18 protein-coding genes are annotated in these 20,706 nt (G+C 38.2%); 15 read left to right on the top strand and 3 right to left on the bottom strand.

Features of this window, described 5'->3' with window-relative positions:
* Positions 1–28: 28 nt before the first annotated feature.
* The gene (locus ACZSMY_RS05785; RefSeq protein ID WP_193062047.1) at positions 29–1,216 is read left to right on the top strand and encodes a NupC/NupG family nucleoside CNT transporter; all 1,188 of its coding nucleotides are present in this window, start codon (positions 29–31) and stop codon (positions 1,214–1,216) included.
* A 72-nt stretch (positions 1,217–1,288) separates the two neighbouring features.
* On the opposite strand, the gene ACZSMY_RS05780 is transcribed toward ACZSMY_RS05785, so the two are convergent.
* Complete coding sequence (locus tag ACZSMY_RS05780) at positions 1,289–2,638, bottom strand: MATE family efflux transporter (RefSeq protein WP_193062361.1); 1,350 nt, start codon at positions 2,636–2,638, stop codon at positions 1,289–1,291.
* 104 nt (positions 2,639–2,742) lie between these two features.
* Here ACZSMY_RS05780 and ACZSMY_RS05775 point away from each other — a divergent pair, with 104 nt between their 5' ends.
* Positions 2,743–3,825, top strand: coding sequence for an undecaprenyldiphospho-muramoylpentapeptide beta-N-acetylglucosaminyltransferase (locus ACZSMY_RS05775; RefSeq protein WP_465147545.1), 1,083 nt, complete (start codon positions 2,743–2,745; stop codon positions 3,823–3,825).
* 70 nt (positions 3,826–3,895) lie between these two features.
* On the opposite strand, the gene ACZSMY_RS05770 is transcribed toward ACZSMY_RS05775, so the two are convergent.
* On the bottom strand, positions 3,896–4,450 hold the full coding sequence (locus ACZSMY_RS05770) for a beta-class carbonic anhydrase (RefSeq protein ID WP_042533770.1): 555 nt from the start codon (positions 4,448–4,450) through the stop codon (positions 3,896–3,898).
* A gap of 607 nt (positions 4,451–5,057) precedes the next feature.
* Between ACZSMY_RS05770 and ACZSMY_RS05765 the strand changes: the two genes are divergently transcribed.
* From ACZSMY_RS05765 to ACZSMY_RS05735, 7 genes are all read left to right on the top strand, one after another.
* Positions 5,058–6,791, top strand: coding sequence for an ABC transporter ATP-binding protein (locus tag ACZSMY_RS05765; RefSeq protein ID WP_368901625.1), 1,734 nt, complete (start codon positions 5,058–5,060; stop codon positions 6,789–6,791).
* Between the two features lie 12 nt (positions 6,792–6,803).
* Positions 6,804–8,828 carry an ABC transporter ATP-binding protein gene (locus tag ACZSMY_RS05760; RefSeq protein ID WP_368901626.1) on the top strand — a complete coding sequence of 675 codons (2,025 nt, stop codon included), beginning with the start codon at positions 6,804–6,806 and terminating at the stop codon, positions 8,826–8,828.
* Positions 8,829–9,427: 599 nt separating this feature from the next.
* A complete protein-coding gene (locus ACZSMY_RS05755) occupies positions 9,428–10,123 on the top strand; it encodes a S1 family peptidase (RefSeq protein ID WP_465147544.1) in 696 nt (231 codons plus the stop codon).
* 13 nt (positions 10,124–10,136) lie between these two features.
* Positions 10,137–10,244 (top strand): hypothetical protein, encoded by a 108-nt coding sequence (locus tag ACZSMY_RS05750; protein ID WP_465147631.1) that lies wholly within the window; start codon positions 10,137–10,139, stop codon positions 10,242–10,244.
* Between the two features lie 177 nt (positions 10,245–10,421).
* Positions 10,422–11,141 (top strand): PRC-barrel domain-containing protein, encoded by a 720-nt coding sequence (locus tag ACZSMY_RS05745; protein WP_193062051.1) that lies wholly within the window; start codon positions 10,422–10,424, stop codon positions 11,139–11,141.
* Positions 11,142–12,867: 1,726 nt separating this feature from the next.
* A complete protein-coding gene (gene sigI / locus ACZSMY_RS05740) occupies positions 12,868–13,608 on the top strand; it encodes an RNA polymerase sigma factor SigI (protein ID WP_193062365.1) in 741 nt (246 codons plus the stop codon).
* The gene (locus tag ACZSMY_RS05735) at positions 13,605–14,459 is read left to right on the top strand and encodes an anti-sigma factor domain-containing protein (RefSeq protein ID WP_212929139.1); all 855 of its coding nucleotides are present in this window, start codon (positions 13,605–13,607) and stop codon (positions 14,457–14,459) included. The genes sigI and ACZSMY_RS05735 overlap by 4 nt, the downstream gene beginning before the upstream one ends.
* A 173-nt stretch (positions 14,460–14,632) precedes the next feature.
* Here ACZSMY_RS05735 and ACZSMY_RS05730 read toward each other — a convergent pair whose 3' ends face one another.
* Positions 14,633–14,872: a YhdB family protein gene (locus tag ACZSMY_RS05730; RefSeq protein ID WP_042533781.1), complete on the bottom strand. Its 240-nt coding sequence runs from the start codon at positions 14,870–14,872 to the stop codon at positions 14,633–14,635.
* Between the two features lie 194 nt (positions 14,873–15,066).
* Between ACZSMY_RS05730 and ACZSMY_RS05725 the strand changes: the two genes are divergently transcribed.
* From ACZSMY_RS05725 to ACZSMY_RS05700, 6 genes are all read left to right on the top strand, one after another.
* Complete coding sequence (locus ACZSMY_RS05725; protein ID WP_042533783.1) at positions 15,067–15,645, top strand: YhcN/YlaJ family sporulation lipoprotein; 579 nt, start codon at positions 15,067–15,069, stop codon at positions 15,643–15,645.
* A gap of 234 nt (positions 15,646–15,879) precedes the next feature.
* Complete coding sequence (locus ACZSMY_RS05720) at positions 15,880–16,341, top strand: S-ribosylhomocysteine lyase (protein WP_042533784.1); 462 nt, start codon at positions 15,880–15,882, stop codon at positions 16,339–16,341.
* A gap of 149 nt (positions 16,342–16,490) precedes the next feature.
* The gene (locus ACZSMY_RS05715) at positions 16,491–17,852 is read left to right on the top strand and encodes a dipeptidase (protein ID WP_465147543.1); all 1,362 of its coding nucleotides are present in this window, start codon (positions 16,491–16,493) and stop codon (positions 17,850–17,852) included.
* Between the two features lie 199 nt (positions 17,853–18,051).
* The gene (locus ACZSMY_RS05710) at positions 18,052–18,804 is read left to right on the top strand and encodes a (S)-benzoin forming benzil reductase (RefSeq protein WP_193062056.1); all 753 of its coding nucleotides are present in this window, start codon (positions 18,052–18,054) and stop codon (positions 18,802–18,804) included.
* Between the two features lie 604 nt (positions 18,805–19,408).
* Positions 19,409–20,113, top strand: a complete 705-nt coding sequence (locus ACZSMY_RS05705; protein WP_042533789.1) for a cytochrome c biogenesis CcdA family protein — start codon at positions 19,409–19,411, stop codon at positions 20,111–20,113.
* Between the two features lie 121 nt (positions 20,114–20,234).
* Positions 20,235–20,702, top strand: coding sequence for a CcdC family protein (locus ACZSMY_RS05700; protein WP_193062057.1), 468 nt, complete (start codon positions 20,235–20,237; stop codon positions 20,700–20,702).
* The last annotated feature ends 4 nt before the right edge of the window (positions 20,703–20,706 follow it).

Below are 20,706 nucleotides of genomic sequence, written 5' to 3'. Positions count from 1 at the left end.
CAGGAAATAATGTGGAGGAGGCGGTAATATGGACATTTTGTTGGGGATTTTGGCAGTTATCATTACACTCGGCCTAGCATTTTTAATGTCGAATGATAAGAAAAGAATCAACTTCTATGCCATTGGTATTATGTTAGTTATACAATTGCTTATTACATGGTTTATGTTTTCCACGCCAATTGGTGAAGACATTATCAGGTGGATTTCAAACTTATTCAATAAGTTAATTGAGTTCGGACAAGAAGGTATTGGATTTGTGTTAGGTGGATTTGAGTTGGCAGAGGGCGGCGTATTCTTCTTCAATGTGCTTCTCTTAATTATCTTTTTTGCAACCATTCTCTCCGTTCTTACTTATTTAAAAGTTCTTCCAATAATTATTAAGTATATTGGAGCTGTTATTTCCAAAATAACAGGGTTACCTCGAATTGAATCATTTAATGGTGTAAATAGTGTTTTCTTCGGTCAATCTGAGGCATTGATTGCAATACGCTCGCAATTTCACCATTTAAATGAAAATCGTTTATTTATTGTCTGTGCCTCGGCAATGAGTTCTGTATCAGCTTCTATCGTGGGATCGTATATTCAAATGCTGCCTCCAGAATATGTTTTGGTTGCTTTGCCGTTGAATATGTTCAGCTGCTTGATGATCGCTTCAATCATTGCCCCTGTAAACGTTCCAAAGGAAGAAGACAAAGTGGATATTTCGGACGTCAGTCAGGATAAAAGTATTTTCGAAGCAATGGGAAATGGTGCATTAGAAGGCGGGAAAATTGCACTGATTGTTGCTGCAATGTTAATTGCTTTTATTGCCTCATTAGAACTGGTTAACTGGATTATCCAAGCTGTTTTCGCTGGAATTACCCTGCAGGAAATTCTTGGTTATATTATTTCTCCACTAGGCGTACTAATGGGAATTGCGCCAGGTGAAGTTGTTCAAGCTGGATCGATTATGGGTACAAAAATTGTAACAAATGAATTTGTAGCAATGCTGGAATTACAACCATTGCTGGATCAGCTTTCTGAAAAAACAGTTGGTATTGTAACAGTATTCTTAACAAGCTTTGCTAACTTCTCTTCTATCGGTATTATCGCAGGTACTGTAAAAGGGATTGATAATGCCAAAGCTGTCATTGTTTCTAAATTTGGAATGAAGCTTTTGGCAGGGTCTATGCTGGTATCTATTCTTTCAGCAACCATCGTTGGACTATTCTTGTAGGAATAACATCAAAGCACCATGAATCAATCAAAATGATTCATGGTGCTTTTTATAATTCTTATTAAAACATTTTCAACCGCGCTTTGCTTTACGCTGAATGTGTAATAGTCGGAGCAGCAGAGCAATTGCGCCTGCACTTAAACCGACAATAATTCCAATCCAGTAGCCAAAGGCATCAAAATTGGTATAGTTGGCAAATAAAAATCCAACCGGCAAGCCGATAAGCCAATAAGAAATTAATGCGAGAATAAGGGTGACGTTCACATCCTTATATCCTCTTAAAGCTCCTTGGATAGGAGCGCCGATGGCATCTGCAAGCTGATAAAATATCGCAAACAGAATAAATTGTTTTGTTAAGGCAATCACTTCTGGGTTATTATGGTATAGCGCTGCAACGGCATCATCGAATACAAACAAAATAATGCCGATAAATAGAGCAATAATCATCCCGCCTGTAATTCCAAGATACGTATAGGTTCGTGCATCCTGAAAACGTTTCGCTCCTATTTCAAACCCGACTGCAATAGTAAGCGCCATTCCGACGCTTAACGGCAGCATGTATAATAATCCGGCAAAGTTCATTGCTGCCTGGTGGGCGGCAATTGTATTTGTATCATACACACTCATCATCATCGTTACCACAGAAAAAATACTTGTTTCAAAAAACATTGCCATTCCGATTGGCAGACCAATTTTTAATTGACTGAGCCAATAGGAAATCTGTGGTTTAAAGCGTACCTGAAAGACTTGATACGATGTAAATGGAGCAACCTTATGTATCATATATAAAGAAATGATACTGACTATCCAATAGGTAATACTCGTTGCAATTCCAGCGCCGATGCCGCCAAATGCCGGTATTCCCAGTTTGCCAAAAATAAAGATATAGTTCAAAAAGGCATTGATTGGCAGAGAAATTAAAATAATAATCATAGAAGCTCTCGTCTGTCCAAGCCCATCCATAAAGCTTCGGACCGTGTGAAAAATAAATAATGGCATAATACCCGCAGCAAGAAAAATTAAATAATATTTCGCCACATGATGTACATCCGGTTCCAGGCTCATCAGCTGTAATACAGGTTCTAAAACAAAAAAACCGGCAATGAGAATAATGAAGGATAAACCGACAGATAAATAAATACCCTGCTGAATAACCTGCGGAATATCTTTTTTCTCTTTGGCGCCAATAAGTTGAGAGATAATTGGAGTTATTGCGAGAACAATCCCATTTACAGCTGTTAAAATTGGTATCCAAAGGCTGGATCCGATTGCAACCCCTGCTAAATCAACGGCGCTGGCTTGGCCGGACATGACCGTATCAAAAAAATTCATCAGATTCATACTGACTTGGGTCACAAGGATTGGCAGCATAATGATAATAAAAAGTTTGATTTTTTGTCTTCGATTCGTTGTTTCGTACATCATTCATCTTCCTGACATTTCGTAATTCGGTTTTTCATTACATTTAATAGGTGCATTGCCCATTATACGCTGATATAATAATCTGGGAAAGGATGAATTGATCCATGGAAAAAAGAAATAAAAAACGTATTTTATTTACTGGCGGCGGAACTGCCGGCCATGTTATTGTTAATTTAGCACTTATACCATATTATCAGGAGCAGGGTTATGAAGTAGATTATATCGGTTCTTATGAAGGAATCGAACGGAACTTGATTGAAAAATTAGAAGGCGTGACCTATCATCCGGTATCTACCGGGAAACTGCGCCGCTATATGTCCAAAGAAAACTTTAAAGATCCGTTTAAGGTATTAAAGGGAACGATGCAGGCTTTCCGTATTTTAGAAAAAAGAAAGCCATCTGTTGTTTTTTCAAAAGGCGGATTTGTCTCTGTCCCGGTAGTTGCAGCAGCAAAATTAAGAGGCATCCCCTCAGTGATTCACGAATCTGATTTCACACCGGGACTTGCAAATAAGCTTTCTATTCCATTTACCAAAAAAGTATTGGCGACATTCCCGGAGACCATGCAATATCTTCCGGAGAAGAAGGCTGCTTATGTTGGAGCGGTGATTCGGGATGAATTATTTACAGGTGATAAAAAGGCAGGGTTAGCATTTGCCCAGCTTTCAGGAGAAAAACCCGTGCTTTTGGTTATGGGGGGAAGCGGCGGATCGGAAAAAATTAATTCAACGATCCGTGAGGCGTTGGATGATTTACTGACGCATTTTGAAATTATTCATATTTGCGGAAGCGGAAAAGTAGATTCAGCTCTTCATGTTCCAGGATATGCGCAATTTGAATACGTACATGAGGAACTAAAAGATATTTTCGCGGCTACGGATTTTGTTGTATCCCGTGCCGGCTCCAATGCGATTTTTGAATTTTTAGCTTTACGAAAGCCGATGCTGTTAATCCCGCTTTCTCGCGGGGCAAGCAGGGGAGATCAGATTATTAATGCAAATTCTTTTAAAGAAAAGAAATATGCGAAGGTTGTTGAAGAGGAGACGTTAACAACAGAAAAACTGATTCAAGAAGCGGCTGCACTAAAAAAAGCTGCGCCAGTCATGCTGGATGAAATGAAAAAATATAAGAGTGAAGAATCAAGAGATAAAGTTATTGAAATTATTCAATCGATTCAAAAGAAATAAGCTAATAGCATTTTTAATGTTTAAAAAGGGCCTGCTTCATAAAATGAGCGGGCCCTTTCTTTGTATTATTTTAGTCTTCTCTGGAAACGACGTCTAATTTTCCAGTTTCCGGGTCAATAACAAGCCCGTGAACCTTCACTTCCTTAGGAAGAAGCGGGTGATTGCGAATAATTCCTACACTTTGAGTCACAGAGTCCTCAATTTTCTCGAAACCATGGAATTCTTTATGAAGGTTAATACCAGAATGCTCCAGGGTATGTAACGTGTCTTCCGATATACCGCGGTCAAGCATAGTTTGTTGTAGCGCTTCTGTATCTACATTGGACATTCCGCAGCCATGATGACCGATAACAACAACTTCCTCTGCTTTTAAGCTGTAAATAGCCACTAATAAGCTTTTCATAATACTGTCAAATGGCTTCCGGATAATAGCTCCGGCATTTTTCACCATTTTCACATCACCGTTCCGGATATTCAGTGCTCTGGGAAGCAGTTCCACTAAACGTGTGTCCATGCAAGTAAAAATAACCATGCGTTTATTCGGGAACTTGTCCGTTGTATAAGCTTCGTAATCTTTGCTGTCTACAAATTTTTCGTTGAAATCTAAAAGTTGATCTAAATTCATATCTTTCATCTCCCTTAAATAAAAATAATAGCACGGAATTTATTATATGAAAATAAATAGGGTGAAAAAAATCGTGAGAAACATATAAAAAAATGCTTTCAAATAATATAATTTTATTAAAATTAAAAAAACAATTGACTTGGGAATTGTAGGAATATATAATAAAAAGGCATTCAATTTTCAAATAAATAAAAAAGGAGGGAATCACAAAATGATGAATTTACAGTATCAAATCAACCAATCAAATCAAATACAACAGAATACAATTTTGTGGCCTCCAGTAAACGGGTTTGCTTTCTCTTAATTTTTTAAGGGAGAAGTGTTTGTATGGCCGCAGGTTTCCGTGTGGCCGGCTGATAATGGAATAAGCAGGATGATTATTATAAGCGTATGCCGACAGATGGCGTGCGCTTTTTTTGATGCATTTTTCAACCAGAAAATGGGGTGTGAATAAGGAGAGGCGACCTGGCTGCCGTTTACTATGTGGAATTGACGTGTTTTCTTAATAATTGAAGCAGGGAGGAAACTTCCAGGTCGTTTTACGGGGAGGATTTCAACAGAAAATGAATTTAGAATGCAAAACTTGGTATAGAAAGCAGGTGAAAGGATGTTTGCCGTATTTAAGAAATTAAGCTGGTTTTTTGCGCATTACTGGAAACGATATACGTTCGCTATTATCGCTTTAATTTTGGCAAGTGCAGTTGGATTGATTCCTCCAAAATTAGTCGGATATATTATCGACCATATCCAATTTGAAACATTGACGGTACAAATTCTGACGGCAGTTATTACAGGTTACATTGTACTGCTGATTGTCCATTATATTATTTCATTTTTATGGGATTATACGCTTTTTGGCGGAGCGGTTATTTTAGAACGATGGATGCGAAGCAAGCTGATGGATCATTTTTTATCGATGTCTCCGACGTTTTTTGGGAAATACCGTACAGGAGATTTAATGGCAAGATCGACCAATGATTTAAAAGCAATCAGTCTGACAGCTGGTTTTGGTGTCCTGACATTGGTTGATTCCAGTATATTTATGCTGATGATTATTGCGGTAATGGGGCTGACCATCAGCTGGCCACTGACTTTTGCAGCTTTGCTTCCATTACCCATTATGGCTGTTATGATGAATTTTTACGGAAGCGCGATACATCGTCGTTTTACCAAAGCACAGGATGCTTTTGGGGAAATGAATAACAGTGTTTTAGAATCCATTCGCGGTGTTCGTGCAATTCGTGCTTTTGTCCAGGAAGAACAGGAAAAAACACGGTTTGAGAATATGACAAAAGATGTGTATGACAAAAATATGGAAGTTGCCCAAATCGATGCGTTATTTGAACCGACAATGAAAATTCTGGTCGGCTTGTCTTACACAATCGGAATTGGCTACGGAGCAATGCTTGTCTTTGAAAACAGGTTAACTTTAGGAGATTTAGTGACTTTTAATGTCTACTTGGGGATGCTGATTTGGCCAATGTTCGCAGTTGGTGAGCTAATCAATATCCTCCAGCGGGGAAATGCCTCCTTAGACCGGGTGAACAAGACATTATCCTACCCGCCTGATGTGCGGGATGTCAGGGAGCTGAAGCAAGTTGAAGCGGTGAAAGAGCTTCAATTTCATAACGTATCCTTTGCCTATCCAAATACGGCAGAGAAGGCTTTAAAAGCAGTTTCTTTTAAGGTGCGGGTTGGAGATACGATTGGAGTTGTCGGGAAAACAGGAGCAGGGAAAACAACGCTGTTTAAATTGTTGCTGAGACAGTATCCAGATGTACAAGGAAAGATAGTGATTTCTGGAGAGGAAATAGAAAGTCTCCCGTTAAAGCAGCTTCGTGAATGGATAGGGTATGTTCCTCAGGATCAAATGATGTTCTCCAAATCCATTCGGGAAAATATTCAATTTGGCAAAGAAGCTGCGACCGATGAAGAAATATTCCGGGCACTTGAGCTGGCGTATTTCGCAGGTGACATTCTGCAGCTGCCTGAAGGGTTAGACACCCAGGTCGGTGAAAGCGGAATTACATTATCCGGAGGTCAAAAGCAGCGTGTGGCTTTGGCACGTGCCTTTATTAAAAATCCAGAGATTCTTATTTTAGATGATTCGCTATCAGCAGTTGACGGTAAAACAGAGGCAGCTATTATTGCTCATCTGAAAGAGGAACGAAAAAATAAAACAACATTTATAGCTGCGCATCGCCTCTCTGCTGTAACGCATGCAGACCATATCATCGTTTTAGAGGATGGCGAAATAGCGGAGGAGGGTACCCATGAGCAATTGATGAAGGAAAAAGGATGGTATTACAAGCAATATGTTCAGCAGCAGATGGGAGACTAGGGAGGTGGAAAGATGAAGAGTACGGAAAGGCGGTTATTTCAATACGCCTTAAAATATAAAAAAGGGATTATTTTAGGTCTTGTCTGTTTAATGATAGCAGTTGCTTTGGAATTAGCTGGACCATTGATTGCTAAACGGGTCATCGATAATCATATTCTCGGTGTCGAAGGATATTGGGAAGCTGTAGAAACAGCAGATGATACAACAGCTCCTTATAACGAACAGCTGTTAAAACGATCGGACCGCGTGGAAAACGAAGATACCCCCACAGGGGCTACCTACACCTTATTACAAATCGGAATTTCTTATTATGTTTTTGAAGGTGAGCTTCCTCTGACAGGAGAACGGGAGATGAATAATGGAGAGCTGACGATTACCTTGAATAATGATATTGTTCGAGCGGAAGGGGAACAGTTATCTGTTCAAGAAGCATATCCGTTCTTCGAGCCGGAGAAGACACCAATCATCGGTTTGCTGGTATTATATATGGTTTTATTAATTATTGCAGGTGTTTTTCAATTTTATCAAACCTTTTTATTACAAAAGTCTGCAAATCAGATTGTCAAGCGGATGCGGACAGATTTATTTGCGCATACGGAGCGGCTGCCGATTAATTATTATATCGACCAGCCGGCGGGAACCATTGTTGCAAGAATCACCAATGATACGGAAGCGATTCGCGATTTATATGAGCGCGTCCTGTCGATTGTAGTCGCCAGCCTGGTTTATATGGCAGGAATCTTTGTTGCCTTATTTATTTTGGATCCGCAGCTCGCAGCGCTTTGCTTGCTTGTGATTCCATTATTATATGGCTGGATGCGTTTTTATAAGTATTTTGGCGGTAAATATAATCAGGTGATCCGAAAAACGATTAGTCAAATTAACGGTAACATCAACGAAGCGATTCAAGGTATGCCGATTATTCAAGCTTTCAACAGAGAAAAGGCGATGAAAGCGGATTTTGAAGAATTAAATCATCGCAATTATACATTCCAAAAGAAATTAATCCGCTTAAGCGCACTGACCTCTTATAATTTAGTGACTGTATTTCGTAACATCACCTTTGTCGGGTTTATCTGGTATTTTGGAGCTTCTTCTTTTGATATGGCAAGTATGATATCAATTGGTGTCCTGTATGCTTTTGTCGATTATATTAACCGCTTGTTTGAGCCAGTAACAGATATCGTGAATCAGCTTCCATTAATTGAACAGGCAAGAGTAGCAGGCAGCCGTGTATTTGAGCTGTTAGACCAGCCTGCGGAAGAAACGGATAACCGGGCAATCGATAAATACAGAGGAACGATTTCTTTTGACCATGTATCCTTTGCTTATCAAAAGGACGATTATATCTTGAAAGATATTTCCTTTCATGTAGGCGCGGGGCAAACCGCTGCTTTTGTAGGGCATACAGGCTCTGGCAAAAGCTCGATTATGAATTTATTATTTCGTTTTTATGATCCGCAAAAAGGAAGGATTACCATCGACGGGATGGATACATTCTCCTTGTCCAGACAGCAGATTCGCAGTCATATGGGGATTGTGCTTCAAGATCCATTTCTATTTTCGGGTACGATTTTGAGCAATGTCACGATGCAGGATGAAAAAATAACGAGAGAAACAGCGATTGCTGCCTTGAAAGCGGTCGGGGCAGACCGATTCATTGAAAAGCTTCCAAACGGTTATGATGAAGAAGTGACGGAAAACGGATCTACCTATTCATTAGGAGAACGGCAATTAATTTCCTTTGCACGGGCGCTTGCCTTTGACCCATCGATTCTTATCTTAGATGAAGCTACAGCAAATATTGATACGGAAACAGAGCTGCTGATTCAGCATGCACTGGAGGTACTGAAGCAAGGAAGAACGACACTTGTTATCGCTCACCGCTTGTCTACTATCCAGCAGGCTGATCAAATTATTGTTCTGGATAAAGGAAGACTTATCGAACAGGGGAATCATGATACTCTGATTGCAGAACGTGGAACGTATTATCAAATGTATCAAATGCAGCAAGGTTCTTTGAAGGTAAGTGTTTAAGTATAATAATTAGTTAATATAAGTAACTCAACTTTCGCACCTAAGAATAAGCAAATATATCTTGCTATTCCAGGGTGAACATGTTCTTCATTACCATACAGCATGAAAAACATGTTCTATCGGTTCAAACTTCTGTTTGGTAAGTTGTTTTTCACGTATAGAATACCTACTAGCGGAGGCGGACCGTTTTGACTCCTGAGGGATCAGCACCATCTGAAGATCCACTTTTGCCAAGTGCTCTTCTTGGCAAAAGTTAGCTGAAGAGCGTGCCCCTAGGCAGACTAATGTCGCAACGTTCTGGGGTTGCGATTACTCACCCCATCGAAAACATTTGTACGTCGGAAAGCAAAATGGTCCGCCGCAGTGGTGCTTTACACTTCACCTTTTATTTTTTGTCAAGGGAGTTATCGAAGGCACGATCAACCCCTGTTTCTATAGAAATGAAGTTAGTTTTTAATGTGCGAAAGTTGAGTAAGGAAGAAGAAAGCGTATCTCCGCCTAAACTGCAGGGGAGATACGCTGTTTTAATAGAAAAGCAGGGCTCCTTCTATTAAAATAAAATGAAAGTGATCCACTAAGCAGAGAAAGGAGGCCGGACGTTGAACGAAGAAGAGGAAAATGACAAGTTCAAAAAATCAATGGACGAAGATTTAATAGAAGATATTGATGAGGAAGAAATGCAGGAGCTGGTTACGCAAGCAAAAGCAGAAGCGTGGGAAAGAGCCCGCGCAGAAGAAGAGCCTAAACCGAAGCGCCGTTTTCCGAAAGTATTAGCCATCCTGATAGCCTTTGCGATGACGTTTTATGTACTTTCCTTATTCCCGAAAGTAATTTCGGTTCCTGCTGTAGATTTCCTTCAAGCGTCCAGCCGGTTATCGCAGGAGGAACAGATAGCAGCATCCAAGGAAGCTGTCGTGGTTATTGAAACAAATGATGGAAGAGGCACCGGTTTTGCTGTCTCCGATGATGGCACAATTTTAACAAATTATCATGTGATTGAGGATGAGCAGACGATAACGGTTGCTTTTCCGGAAGTAGGCCTATTTCAAGGAGAAGTAGTGGAAGAAATGCCGGAGATAGATTTAGCAGTTGTGGAAGTTGAGGGGAATGGCCTTCCTTATTTAACATTAGATGAAACAGCACCCGTCGAATATGAAGACGATATCCGTTTTATAGGCAACCCTTTATTTTTTAACGGAATTGCCAATGAGGGCACGATATTAGGTCCGCTGCAGCTTTCCGGCTGGGAAAAGGAAGTCATGATGATCCAGGCCCCCGTTTTACCGGGGGAATAGCGGCAGTCCTGTTATAAATCAGGAAGGCAATGTTATTGGAGTTATTTTCGCAACGTTAAATCATGAAGAGCATGGACGTGTCGGTCTTTATGTGCCGATAAGTTATTTTACAAATAATTAACAATTATAATAGATTTGTTTAACACCTTGCTGAAAGGGTATTAGATAATAAAATGATTCAGGGATTCAGCCCGCCTGATCTTCCGTCTGTATTATGCATTTTCATTCTTTATAATAGAGGCGTTAGAGCGGAGTTTAAGGGCGATTTCCAGGATAAACCCTTTTTGGAGGTGTTGTCATGTTTCTAGGTTCAACATTAACGAATTTAACTATTCATGCAACAGATGGAGAAATAGGAAAGGTAAAAGATTTATATTTCAATGATGATTGGGAGCTGCGATTTATTGTTGTCGATACAAGAAAGTGGCTTCCGGGTAAGAAAGTACTGCTTCCTTTCCATGTACAGGAAGAAATTAATCTGGAGGAAGGTTATCTTAAGGTAGACAGGGATAAGGAAACGATTCGAGAGAGTCCTGAGGTGCCTGAAGATAAAGATTTCGTTTCTTCCTATCAAGAAGTGGTATTGGATTATTTCGGGTGGAACAGCTATAAGGAAAACGCGGTGTTAGATTCTGATCACGGTCCGGTAGCAACTGGAAACGGACAGCTGGAGGATGCCAGTGTACCGCCGGAACCGGATTTAGCTGCACCTGAAAATGCAACTGATAACCTGAGAAGCATAGAAGAGTTTATGGAATTTAAAGCACATGCAACAGACGGTAAAATTGGACTCGTCGATAATATTATTTTAACAGAAGTAGGAAAGATACAATATCTTGTAGTAAACAGCAACGAAAGCTATGTAGAAAATAACCTATATTTATATCGGACAGATCAGGTGACATCGGTAGATTGGTTTGAAAAAGATTTGTATCTGGATGATTCTGTGGAAGGTTTAGAGCAGGTAACACCATTTAAAGATAAAGAAGAAGTATTTCATCACTTAAATCATTCCTAAGTGGATTCATGCAATGCAAGATGCTGATTCATAAGATAGGGGAGTGGCCCCAGTGAATTTTAAATTAAAACAGATTATCCTTTCTTTGACTTTTATAGTGATAGCAGTAACTTTAAGATGGACTGTGGGCTTCTCTGTCTTAACAGATAGCTTCGTTTTGCTTTTCTTTGTTCTTTTGGGATGCTGCTTTACTTACGAAAATGGTAAAAGGAAGATATGAAGATTAAATTCCCCGAAACCCGAAATAAAATAGTACAAATGTGATGTTTATACAAATTGAAATTAATAATTACCGCTGCAGGAAAACACTACGCTCTCCCGCAGGAGTCTCCGTATTTTTCTTTCGCTAGTTACTGTTTTTAATCATTATTTCGTCATTTTTATAAGAAAACAAAAGTGTAATTTCTTGCTTCAATTTATATAGATATTTTTTAGCAGTATACCGCTTAATGTTTTCGCCATGGCATACGCATAAGCAGCACCGAGTATAGCAGAAGCCAAATGCAGTGACTACGGCATACCAATCTCCTGATAGTTTTCTTTAATCTTGCATTTCTTCAAACGGAGTATTTGTAATATAACCCATTTTAGCAATAGGCTTATCTGCATCACAGCTTACAGCTTGAGGTTGAACATTTTCTTGCTTTCCTTCACCATTATCTTTAGAACAAGCAAAGCATTCGTAACAAGTACTGCAGACCAGATTGACATGATAATCTTTCTTTTTACAATTAGTCTCTTAGTATTAGTTATTTTGACCTTTTATGTAAATGGAAACATAAAAGGGTGAAGAAGTCTGAAAGTTTGAGAGGGTGAAAAATCATTAAAAAGATATTTAATTGGAAATATAATAGTTGCTACTTTGATAACAATCGTATCCTATTTTAGTTATCAAAGTAATGATTTCCCGTTATTCTCTGTAGTAAATTTTCTTCTTGTAATCGCAGTTACTATGTTAATTATTTCAATAATTGCGTATGTTTCAATAAAAATATATGAAAAAAGGGAAAAAAATCGAATAATGCCGATTATTTTATCCTGTTTTGCTAAAGGCAGAAAAATTCACTTGATTTTCCTCCGCATTTTCGATAAAGAATTTAATTCAAAATCCCAGCAGCGAATGCTGGATTAGCAATCCTTTTTAAAATTCATTAAATCCCAAACCCCAGCATTTCTCCTTTTTTCATCATAGACAAAGGAAAATGCTTTTTCATTTTTACATATTTATTTCTTATTTAAACATTTCATTACAAATTCCAACATTTTTCGAGGATGTTTTACAAAAATATGGATTTTCGTCATATTAATTTAAATGAAATGTTATTCATTTGTGATAGTAACCATTTTGGATATAGGGTAGTATTATATGTACAGGCTAGAATGGCCTGTATATATTTAACCAATAAACTAGATTTTATTGCTACGAAAAATAAAACGGATTAGACAAATAAATTTTGATACGTGTGGAGAATATCCTCACCTACGAGAAGCGGTTCAGGAAATGATTGTCCATCCTCTTTCCTCATATCAGATTTGCTTTCCTTTTGAATTTTGAGGAGAAAGGGTATGGGCGATGATACCGCAATAACTAATAAGAATGATAAAAATGGAGATTATTTGATATGAAAATAATAAATAAAAATAAATATTTGATGAATATAAATTTAAAACCCGGAAAAATAAAAATAAAAACGAATGATATAGTGTTAGGGGGAGCTGACAAATGATGATGACCAATCAATTAACAGACACCCCTATTGAAGAAAAAATTGAAGCAATCCAAAAAGGAGATATTGTACTGCAAAATGAACTGCTTCATACGTATAAGCCATTTATCGCTAAATGTGTATCAGAAGTTTGCAAACGATATATTGATCCTAAAAAAGATGATGAATTTAGTGTCGGATTAATGGCTTTTAATGATGCTATATTTTCTTATGAACCAGATAAAGGCAGTTCATTTCTATCCTTTGCAAAGCTTGTTGTGAAAAGAAAAGTGATTGATTATATCCGCTATCATCAAAAACGCCCGAATCTGCTGTCTTTAGATGAAATAAATGAAGAGGAGCAAATGGAAAATCCGCTTGTTATTGCTGCCGCAAAAGAAAAACACCAAATGGAAGCAGAGAACAGCAAAAGACGGGAAGAAATTATTTTATTCAAGGAGAAGCTAAAATCATACCGGCTTACACTGGAGGAGTTGACAAATGCTTCCCCCAAGCATCGGGACGCCAGGGAATCTGCAGTACAGGTAGCTTATATTTTATATCAGGATAACCAGTTAAGTGAGTATGTTTATCGTAAAAAAAAGCTGCCAATTAAAAAGTTATTAATGAAAGTTGAAGTAAGTAAAAAAACATTAGAACGGAATCGCAAGTTTATTTTAGCTATTTTTATTGTGCTAGGCAGTGAATATGCTTATCTTAAGGACTACCTTAAGGATTACCTCAAGGATGTGGAAAAATGAAAAAAGGAATTGTGATGGAAATCCATCGCAAATACGCCATTTTGCTTACGAAGGATGGCAGTTTTGAGAAGGGAATTATATTAACAGAGCATGCGGAACGAGGGGATGAAGTTATTTTTCAACCTGTATCTGGAAAGCCCAGATGGAGAAGGTATTGGGATAAGACGCCTATCGCAGTAAGATTATCAGCTATTGTACTTTTGATGCTGTTGATTTTTGGATATCCGCTTTTTCACGGAATGGGTGATACAGAAACGCATGCTTATGTTGCCATTGATATCAATCCCAGTATTGAATTAGAATTGAATGATGAATTAATGGTTACAGACGTCAATGCATTGAATGGTTCTGCAGATAAGCTGCTGGAGGAAATCAACAGTGTTCAAGACAAGCCCATCCACTCTGTATTAACGCATATTGTTGATGAGAGTGAAAACAGAGGACTGGCAGAGCAAAGAAGAATGATTGTAGGAGTGAGCTGTGAAAATCAAAATGGAAACCCGAGAGAGCTCATTTCGCAAATTAATCCTTACATAGAAACCTTGCCTGATTGGGATGTTGCAACGTTGATTATTCCAGAAGAGGTGAGGGAATTAGCAAAAAATGAAAATAAATCAATGAACGAAGTAATGGCTACAGAATTGGCAAATCATAATGTAGATGTAGAACAGGCACATTTTGATATGACAGACGCAAATAATCGTGCAATTATTAATTTTTTTTATGGTGAACAAGAGTCTGATATTAACCGTTCTATAAAACAAGAAAAAACGCCAATAAAACCAAAGAATAATGAGTTAACAGATGATGTTTCTGATGATGAAGACAGCGGCCAGGATGAATCATTATAGAACAATGAAGTACAAACGTGATTAAAATTTCACCGGGTTCGTTAACAGCCGTCTACAAACAGACATTTGAATACCGGTTAAAGCTGTAAAAAGCAGATGGAATTCCAGTTTTGACCGGCATCTGCTTCTTCAGCACGGTAAAGTGAAACTACAGCTGGTTACATTGCGGTAAATTATTCAAATTCATACATCCATGGACTGCTGAATTGAAGGGCATGCTCTAAATAATAAAGCAGAGTATCGTGTGATTGATCAACATATTTTTGACTGGAAGAATGATGGTAGGCATACAGAAAATGCTCAATTTTTTTAGCGAGTAAATCATCATTAGTCCGTGACATTAATATGAATAAATTGTCCCACTGTCCCCATATGGTGTAATATAAAGCTTTATCATAATCAGGTATCAACATTTTCACTCCTTTATCAAGAAGGAATTCCGGTAAACAATCTTATTGGTGAAAGGCTTCTTCCATAGCTTCTCCATTATTTCTTAAATATCACCGCTACTTTCATGGTCAGCTTTCCATAAATTAACGTTTTTCATATGCATAATTCCTTATCTGTCTAACCATAATAAGAGGCAAATAGGTAAGGAGGAATGAAAATGAAATTACGCTTATTTGCGGTATTAACCGTTCTTATGATGGTCTTAGTTGCTTGTCAAAATACGAATAACGACGATACCAATCCGAATAACTCGGATGGAAATGTGGAGCCGACTCGATATCAAGGTCAGCATATCGATGATAATGCAAGGGACCGTAATCGTGACCATACGATAGACAGAGTTTCTGACCGTAATACAGACGCAGAATATAATGTGTCCAAAGAGGCAGCTGAGAAAATAACGGATGAAATGGACGAAATTGATCATGCTTATGTATTAACAACTAGAAACAACGCTTATGTAGGAGCCAACTTGGATATAGATAATGAAGGAAACAGGAATAACCAAGAAAATAATGAAGGCAGTATGGAGATTACAGATGATGTAAAAGAACGAATTGCAGATATTGTACGTTCTGTTGACTCATCCATTGATAACGTATATGTAACATCCAATCCGGATTTCTTGGATTTAGCTGACAGATATGTCAACGATATGGACAATGGAAATCCAGTTGAAGGCTTCTTTGATCAAATTGGCGGCATGATTGACCGCGTTTTCCCAGATGCAAAATAATATCAAGCATTTTATGATTCGCGTTTTTTCAACCGTATAACATGGTACAAATCCAATTCCGTTAGCTATATAAAACTGCGGGATTGGATTTTTTTAATCGGAATCTGACATAGAAGGATGTATCAGCTGGTATACATCAGCGCTCTCCACTTTTCTTACACGTTTTTTTCATGTATGATGGAAAAAGATACAGTTCCTGCTAAAGGATAGAATAGAGAAGGGATGAAGGACAATATGACCCAAAAAATGAATGTGGAGAGTTTTAATTTAGATCATACAAAAGTAAAAGCTCCTTATGTACGCCTTGTAGGTATAACAGAAGGAGCACATGGAGACAAAGTCCATAAATATGATATTCGTTTTACCCAGCCGAACAAAGCACATATGGAAATGGACGGATTACATTCCATAGAGCATTTAATGGCTGAAAATATTCGTAATCATTCAGATGCCGTATTAGATATCGGTCCGATGGGATGCCAGACTGGTTTTTATCTTTCTTTAATAAATCATGATAATTACGATGAAGTTCTTGATATGCTGGAAAAAACACTAAAGGATGTTTTAGAAGCAACAGAAGTTCCGGCATGTAATGAAGTACAGTGCGGCTGGGCAGCTAACCACAGCTTAGAAGGTGCAAAGGAAATAGCAGAAGAAATGCTGAAGCATAAAGATGCTTGGCATGAAGTATTTTAATTTAGAAAAAAATGGCAGTTGCCTAACAGGTGATATTTGTTATGCGACTGCTGAATTTTGCGTGCTTGGAATAGATATCGTGTTTAGTGGAAAGCTTTTTGACACAGTGAAAAGGCTAATATTTAAATGCTGAAGGAGGAATAAAAGTAATGAGTGAACAAGCAATTGCTTATCTGAAAGAAAATCAGGAAGCTTTATTACAAAAGCTGTATGATTTTTTAGCAATTCCAAGTGTCAGCACGGACCCGGCGCATAAAGAAGATGTACAGTGTGCGGCTGACTTTTTAACAGGATACTTAAATGAATTGGGATTTGAAAATGTAGAGAAAATGGAAACAAAAGGTCATCCGCTCGTTTTTGCAGAATATACAGAAGCAGGACCAGAAGCACCGACTGTTTTGCTTTATGGTCATTATGATGTACAGCCGGTGGATCCGATTGATTTATGGGACAGTGAACCCTTCCAGGCAGAAGTACGCGATGGAAGAATCTACGCCCGTGGATCAAGTGATGATAAAGGACAAACTTTTATGCATCTTGCTGTTTTTGAAGCTTTCTTAAAAACAGAAGGAAAATTGCCGATGAATGTAAAAGTTTGTATTGAAGGAGAAGAAGAGATAGGCAGTGAAAATCTTTACGAGCTCCTTCAGGATAAAAAAGAACAATTCCAAGCTGACTTTGCCGTAATTTCGGATTCCGGGATGGCAGAGAAAAACCAGCCGACGATTTTATATGGATTGAAAGGATTTACAGGAATTGAAATTACATTAACCGGTCCAGATCATGATCTTCACTCTGGAATGTACGGTGGTGCAGTCCGAAACCCATTAATGGCAATGAGTCATTTGCTGGCATCGATGAAGGACGAGAAGGAAGTTATTACAATAGACGGATTTTATGATGACGTCGAGGACTTAACATCAGCAGAGAGAGAACTGATGGAAAAAGCGCCAGGAGAAGATTTTGTAAAAGCAACAAATATTCCGGAAACTGTATCGGAAAAAGGATATACAGCAAAAGAACATACGATGGGCAGGCCGACATTGGAAGTGAATGGATTATTTGGCGGTTACCAGGGAGATGGGACAAAAACAATTATTCCATCTACAGCAACTGCTAAAATTACGTGCCGTTTGGTTCCCGGCCAGGACCCGCAGGATATTCAAGAAAAATTAGTGAATCATGTTCAAAAGTTTGCACCGTCGGGTGTACATGTTCATGTTGAAAAAGAAAAGCTCTCTGCGAAAGCTTATAAAGTAGAGCCAGATCACCCTTTGATAAAAAAGGCTGCCAAAAGTTACAGCAAGGCTTTTGGAAAAGAAACGGTTTTCCTGAGGATGGGAGGATCCATTCCGGTTGTTGAATGGTTGGAGGCAGCTTATCAATATCCAATTGTTCTGTTAGGTTTTGGTACGCCAGAAGACAGATTACATTCTCCAAATGAAAGCTTTCCGGTAGACAGCTTTCAAAAAGGGATGGAAACATTAGCTTATTATTGGAATGAACTTTAACTTGAAAATGAAATAATTAATAGAAGGATGTAAAAAAGATCTGCTTTCAATGCGTAAGACCTTGTTGAGAGGGATCTTTTTTATTTTAGAGAGGATTTCTGCTTCTAATTTTATAAGGCAAAACAACAAAAATTTCATGTGCAAAATATAGAAAAATGGGGAATAGAATAATAATTAGAAATAGAGAGGAGCAGAATTTATGGAGACTGCAATCATTACAGGTGCTTCCAAAGGGCTGGGAGCATCCGTTGCTAAGCTATTCTTGGAGTCTGGAATAAATGTGATAGGAATTTCGAGGACGGATAATACCAAGTTATATGACTATGCGAAACAAAATAATGCGACTTATCATTTCATAGCATGTGATTTATCTGAGCAGGCCTCTCTACAAAAAGCATGCAAAAGCGTGGATGAAATGCTGTTTCACGAAACGTTATCTAAAGTATACTTAATTAATAATGCGGGCTTAGTTGATCCAATTGACCGTGCCGAAAATATCGAGATGGATGATTTGATGAAACAGGTTCAAATCAATACAGTTGCACCAATGGCTTTAACGAATCATTTCTTAAAAAAAGCTTCGGAACATCATGTCCAGCTTCTGGCAGCGATGATAACTTCAGGAGCAGCAGAAAAACCGAAGTATGGATGGAGCGTATATTGCTCTACAAAAGCCAGTATAAATATGTATACGCAAGTGGCAGCAATAGAACAGGAAGGAACAGAGCATGCTGTTATTGCATTTAGCCCGGGTGTAATGGATACAGAAATGCAAGAGACAATCCGTTCCAGTTCACAGGAAGCGTTTAAGGACGTAGACAGCTTCCGCGCTCTAAAAGAGAATAATCTGTTAAGGGGAGCAGACATCATTGGAGGCGTTTTAATCGACATCTTAATGGATGACGAAAATGTTAAAAACGGAAAAATTTATGATGTACGAGAGTATATTTAATCCATTCAGTTTATTTTTACTCAGCTTTTGCACATTGAAAAGGAACTTTATTTCCATAGAAAATGGGGTTGATTATTCCTTCGATAACGTTCCTGACAAAGAGTAGAAGGTGAAGTGTAAAGCGATGGACCGTTTTGCTTTCCGACGTCCTGGGCCGGCGATTACTCGTCCCATCGAAAACATTTGTACGTCGGAAAGCGGAGTGGTTGTCCGGAGTAGAGCTACGCACAATCTGGATGCTTATAAAGGGATTCCGGCTTTATGATGGGCAGCGCTTACCGATGTTGTCAGGTTCATGCATTTTCTCAATTTATCTCAGATAGCAATAAAACTATCTAGTGTAGTGTTTTTCCAGGGGACGGTTATGCGCCTCACCATAACCCGTCGTAGCGGTCGTACTAACCTGACAGCATTGCTGCAATTACTCGTCACGAAGGAATTCACCAGAATGCTGAAGCCGGTGTTCCTTGATTGAAGCGAGGAGAAATATCTGCATTATTTGAAAGCCCCTTTCATAAAAATGTATAGATATTGTCATAAATTTGACTTTTATTTTTTAATTTCTCTGTTAGAATAGAAATGATTGAGTAAGGGGGGGCTTCATATGGAAGAAATTAATGTTTTCTTGGCTTTTGCAGCTGGGTTTCTTTCATTTATTTCGCCTTGTGTTCTTCCGCTGTATCCGGTGTTTCTTTCTTATATTACCGGGATGAGCATGGATGAAATAAATCAGGATAATAAACGGCTTGATCGAAAAGCAATATTACATACGGTCTGTTTTTTAATTGGTTTTTCAAGTATTTTTGTAATGATTGGATTTACGACGACATATGTATCCGAGTTTTTAATGACCTATCAAGATACCATCAGACAGGTTGGCGCAATTTTAATTATCTTTTTTGGCTTGGTTATTGTGGGTGTATTGAATTTCGAGTTTCTTATGAAGGATCGTAAAATTCATTTTAAAAATCGTCCAGCAGGGTTTTTTGGTTCTTTCCTTATTGGAATGGCGTTTTCTTTAGGCTGGACACCATGTACCGGACCAATTTTAATGGTGGTATTCTCATTAGCTGCAACTAATCCTAATCTTGGACTTGTTATGATGATTAGCTATATTTTAGGTTTTTCCATTCCTTTCTTATTACTTGCTTTCTTTATTGGTAAATTGAAATGGTTTCGGAAACACAGTAAAAAAATGGTGAAAATTGGCGGCTGGGTAATGGTTTTAATGGGAATCGCATTATTCTTTGACTGGATGACGAAGGTTACTGCATTTTTAGCTAATCTATTTGGATTTACCGGATTTTAAAATGAAATAATATGATTTAAGATCAGGGTTAAGACATTATTTTTATGGAACGATGAAAAGTATCGGCCTAAATCGTTTTGGCCGATATTTTTTCAGCGTATAAAGAAAAGAGTTGTTATGTATGTATTTAGCAATTGCAACTACTGCTGTCTTTGCATTTATGGCGATTGTGATGATATTTGTACGTATGCGCGCTTCTAGAAAGCCGGCATCTGTAAAAAAGATTATATTACCGCCATTTTTTATGAGTACGGGAGCACTGATGTTCTTGTTCCCCATGTTTCAGATAAGCTGGCTTCAAGTCGCAGAAGCACTGACTGTCGGAATAATATTTTCTATCTTTTTAATTAAAACATCAAAATTAGAATTCTCGGACGGAGAAATATATGTTAAGCCGTCAAAAATGTTTCCGGTTATTTTAATTGGATTATTAGTTATCCGAATTATAATAAAACTGATTATTGGTACAAGCATCTCAGTTGGCGAAACTTCAGGAATGTTCTTTTTGCTGGCGTTTGGGATGATTGGTACCTGGAGAATAGCAATGCTTTATCAATATGTACAATTAACAAAGAAGCAAAGTGCGTAAATTT

The sequence above is a fragment of the Oceanobacillus sp. B139/18 genome (assembly GCF_055524595.1).
The sequence above is the reverse complement of the archived record's forward strand: the minus strand, read 5'-3'. Positions and strand labels throughout refer to the sequence as shown.

Excerpts from the sequence above, each read along its gene's own strand:
- ACZSMY_RS05705 (WP_042533789.1), top strand. The coding sequence starts at position 19,409 with ATGGAAGAAATTAATGTTTTCTTGGCTTTTGCAGCTGGGTTTCTTTCA.
- ACZSMY_RS05715 (WP_465147543.1), top strand. The coding sequence starts at position 16,491 with ATGAGTGAACAAGCAATTGCTTATCTGAAAGAAAATCAGGAAGCTTTA.
- ACZSMY_RS05720 (WP_042533784.1), top strand. The coding sequence starts at position 15,880 with ATGACCCAAAAAATGAATGTGGAGAGTTTTAATTTAGATCATACAAAA.
- ACZSMY_RS05780 (WP_193062361.1), bottom strand. The coding sequence starts at position 2,638 with ATGTACGAAACAACGAATCGAAGACAAAAAATCAAACTTTTTATTATC.
- ACZSMY_RS05765 (WP_368901625.1), top strand. The coding sequence starts at position 5,058 with ATGTTTGCCGTATTTAAGAAATTAAGCTGGTTTTTTGCGCATTACTGG.
- ACZSMY_RS05710 (WP_193062056.1), top strand. The coding sequence starts at position 18,052 with ATGGAGACTGCAATCATTACAGGTGCTTCCAAAGGGCTGGGAGCATCC.
- ACZSMY_RS05775 (WP_465147545.1), top strand. The coding sequence starts at position 2,743 with ATGGAAAAAAGAAATAAAAAACGTATTTTATTTACTGGCGGCGGAACT.
- ACZSMY_RS05725 (WP_042533783.1), top strand. The coding sequence starts at position 15,067 with ATGAAATTACGCTTATTTGCGGTATTAACCGTTCTTATGATGGTCTTA.
- ACZSMY_RS05760 (WP_368901626.1), top strand. The coding sequence starts at position 6,804 with ATGAAGAGTACGGAAAGGCGGTTATTTCAATACGCCTTAAAATATAAA.
- ACZSMY_RS05700 (WP_193062057.1), top strand. The coding sequence starts at position 20,235 with ATGTATTTAGCAATTGCAACTACTGCTGTCTTTGCATTTATGGCGATT.
- ACZSMY_RS05735 (WP_212929139.1), top strand. The coding sequence starts at position 13,605 with ATGAAAAAAGGAATTGTGATGGAAATCCATCGCAAATACGCCATTTTG.
- sigI (WP_193062365.1), top strand. The coding sequence starts at position 12,868 with ATGATGACCAATCAATTAACAGACACCCCTATTGAAGAAAAAATTGAA.
- ACZSMY_RS05730 (WP_042533781.1), bottom strand. The coding sequence starts at position 14,872 with ATGTTGATACCTGATTATGATAAAGCTTTATATTACACCATATGGGGA.
- ACZSMY_RS05770 (WP_042533770.1), bottom strand. The coding sequence starts at position 4,450 with ATGAATTTAGATCAACTTTTAGATTTCAACGAAAAATTTGTAGACAGC.
- ACZSMY_RS05745 (WP_193062051.1), top strand. The coding sequence starts at position 10,422 with ATGTTTCTAGGTTCAACATTAACGAATTTAACTATTCATGCAACAGAT.
- ACZSMY_RS05785 (WP_193062047.1), top strand. The coding sequence starts at position 29 with ATGGACATTTTGTTGGGGATTTTGGCAGTTATCATTACACTCGGCCTA.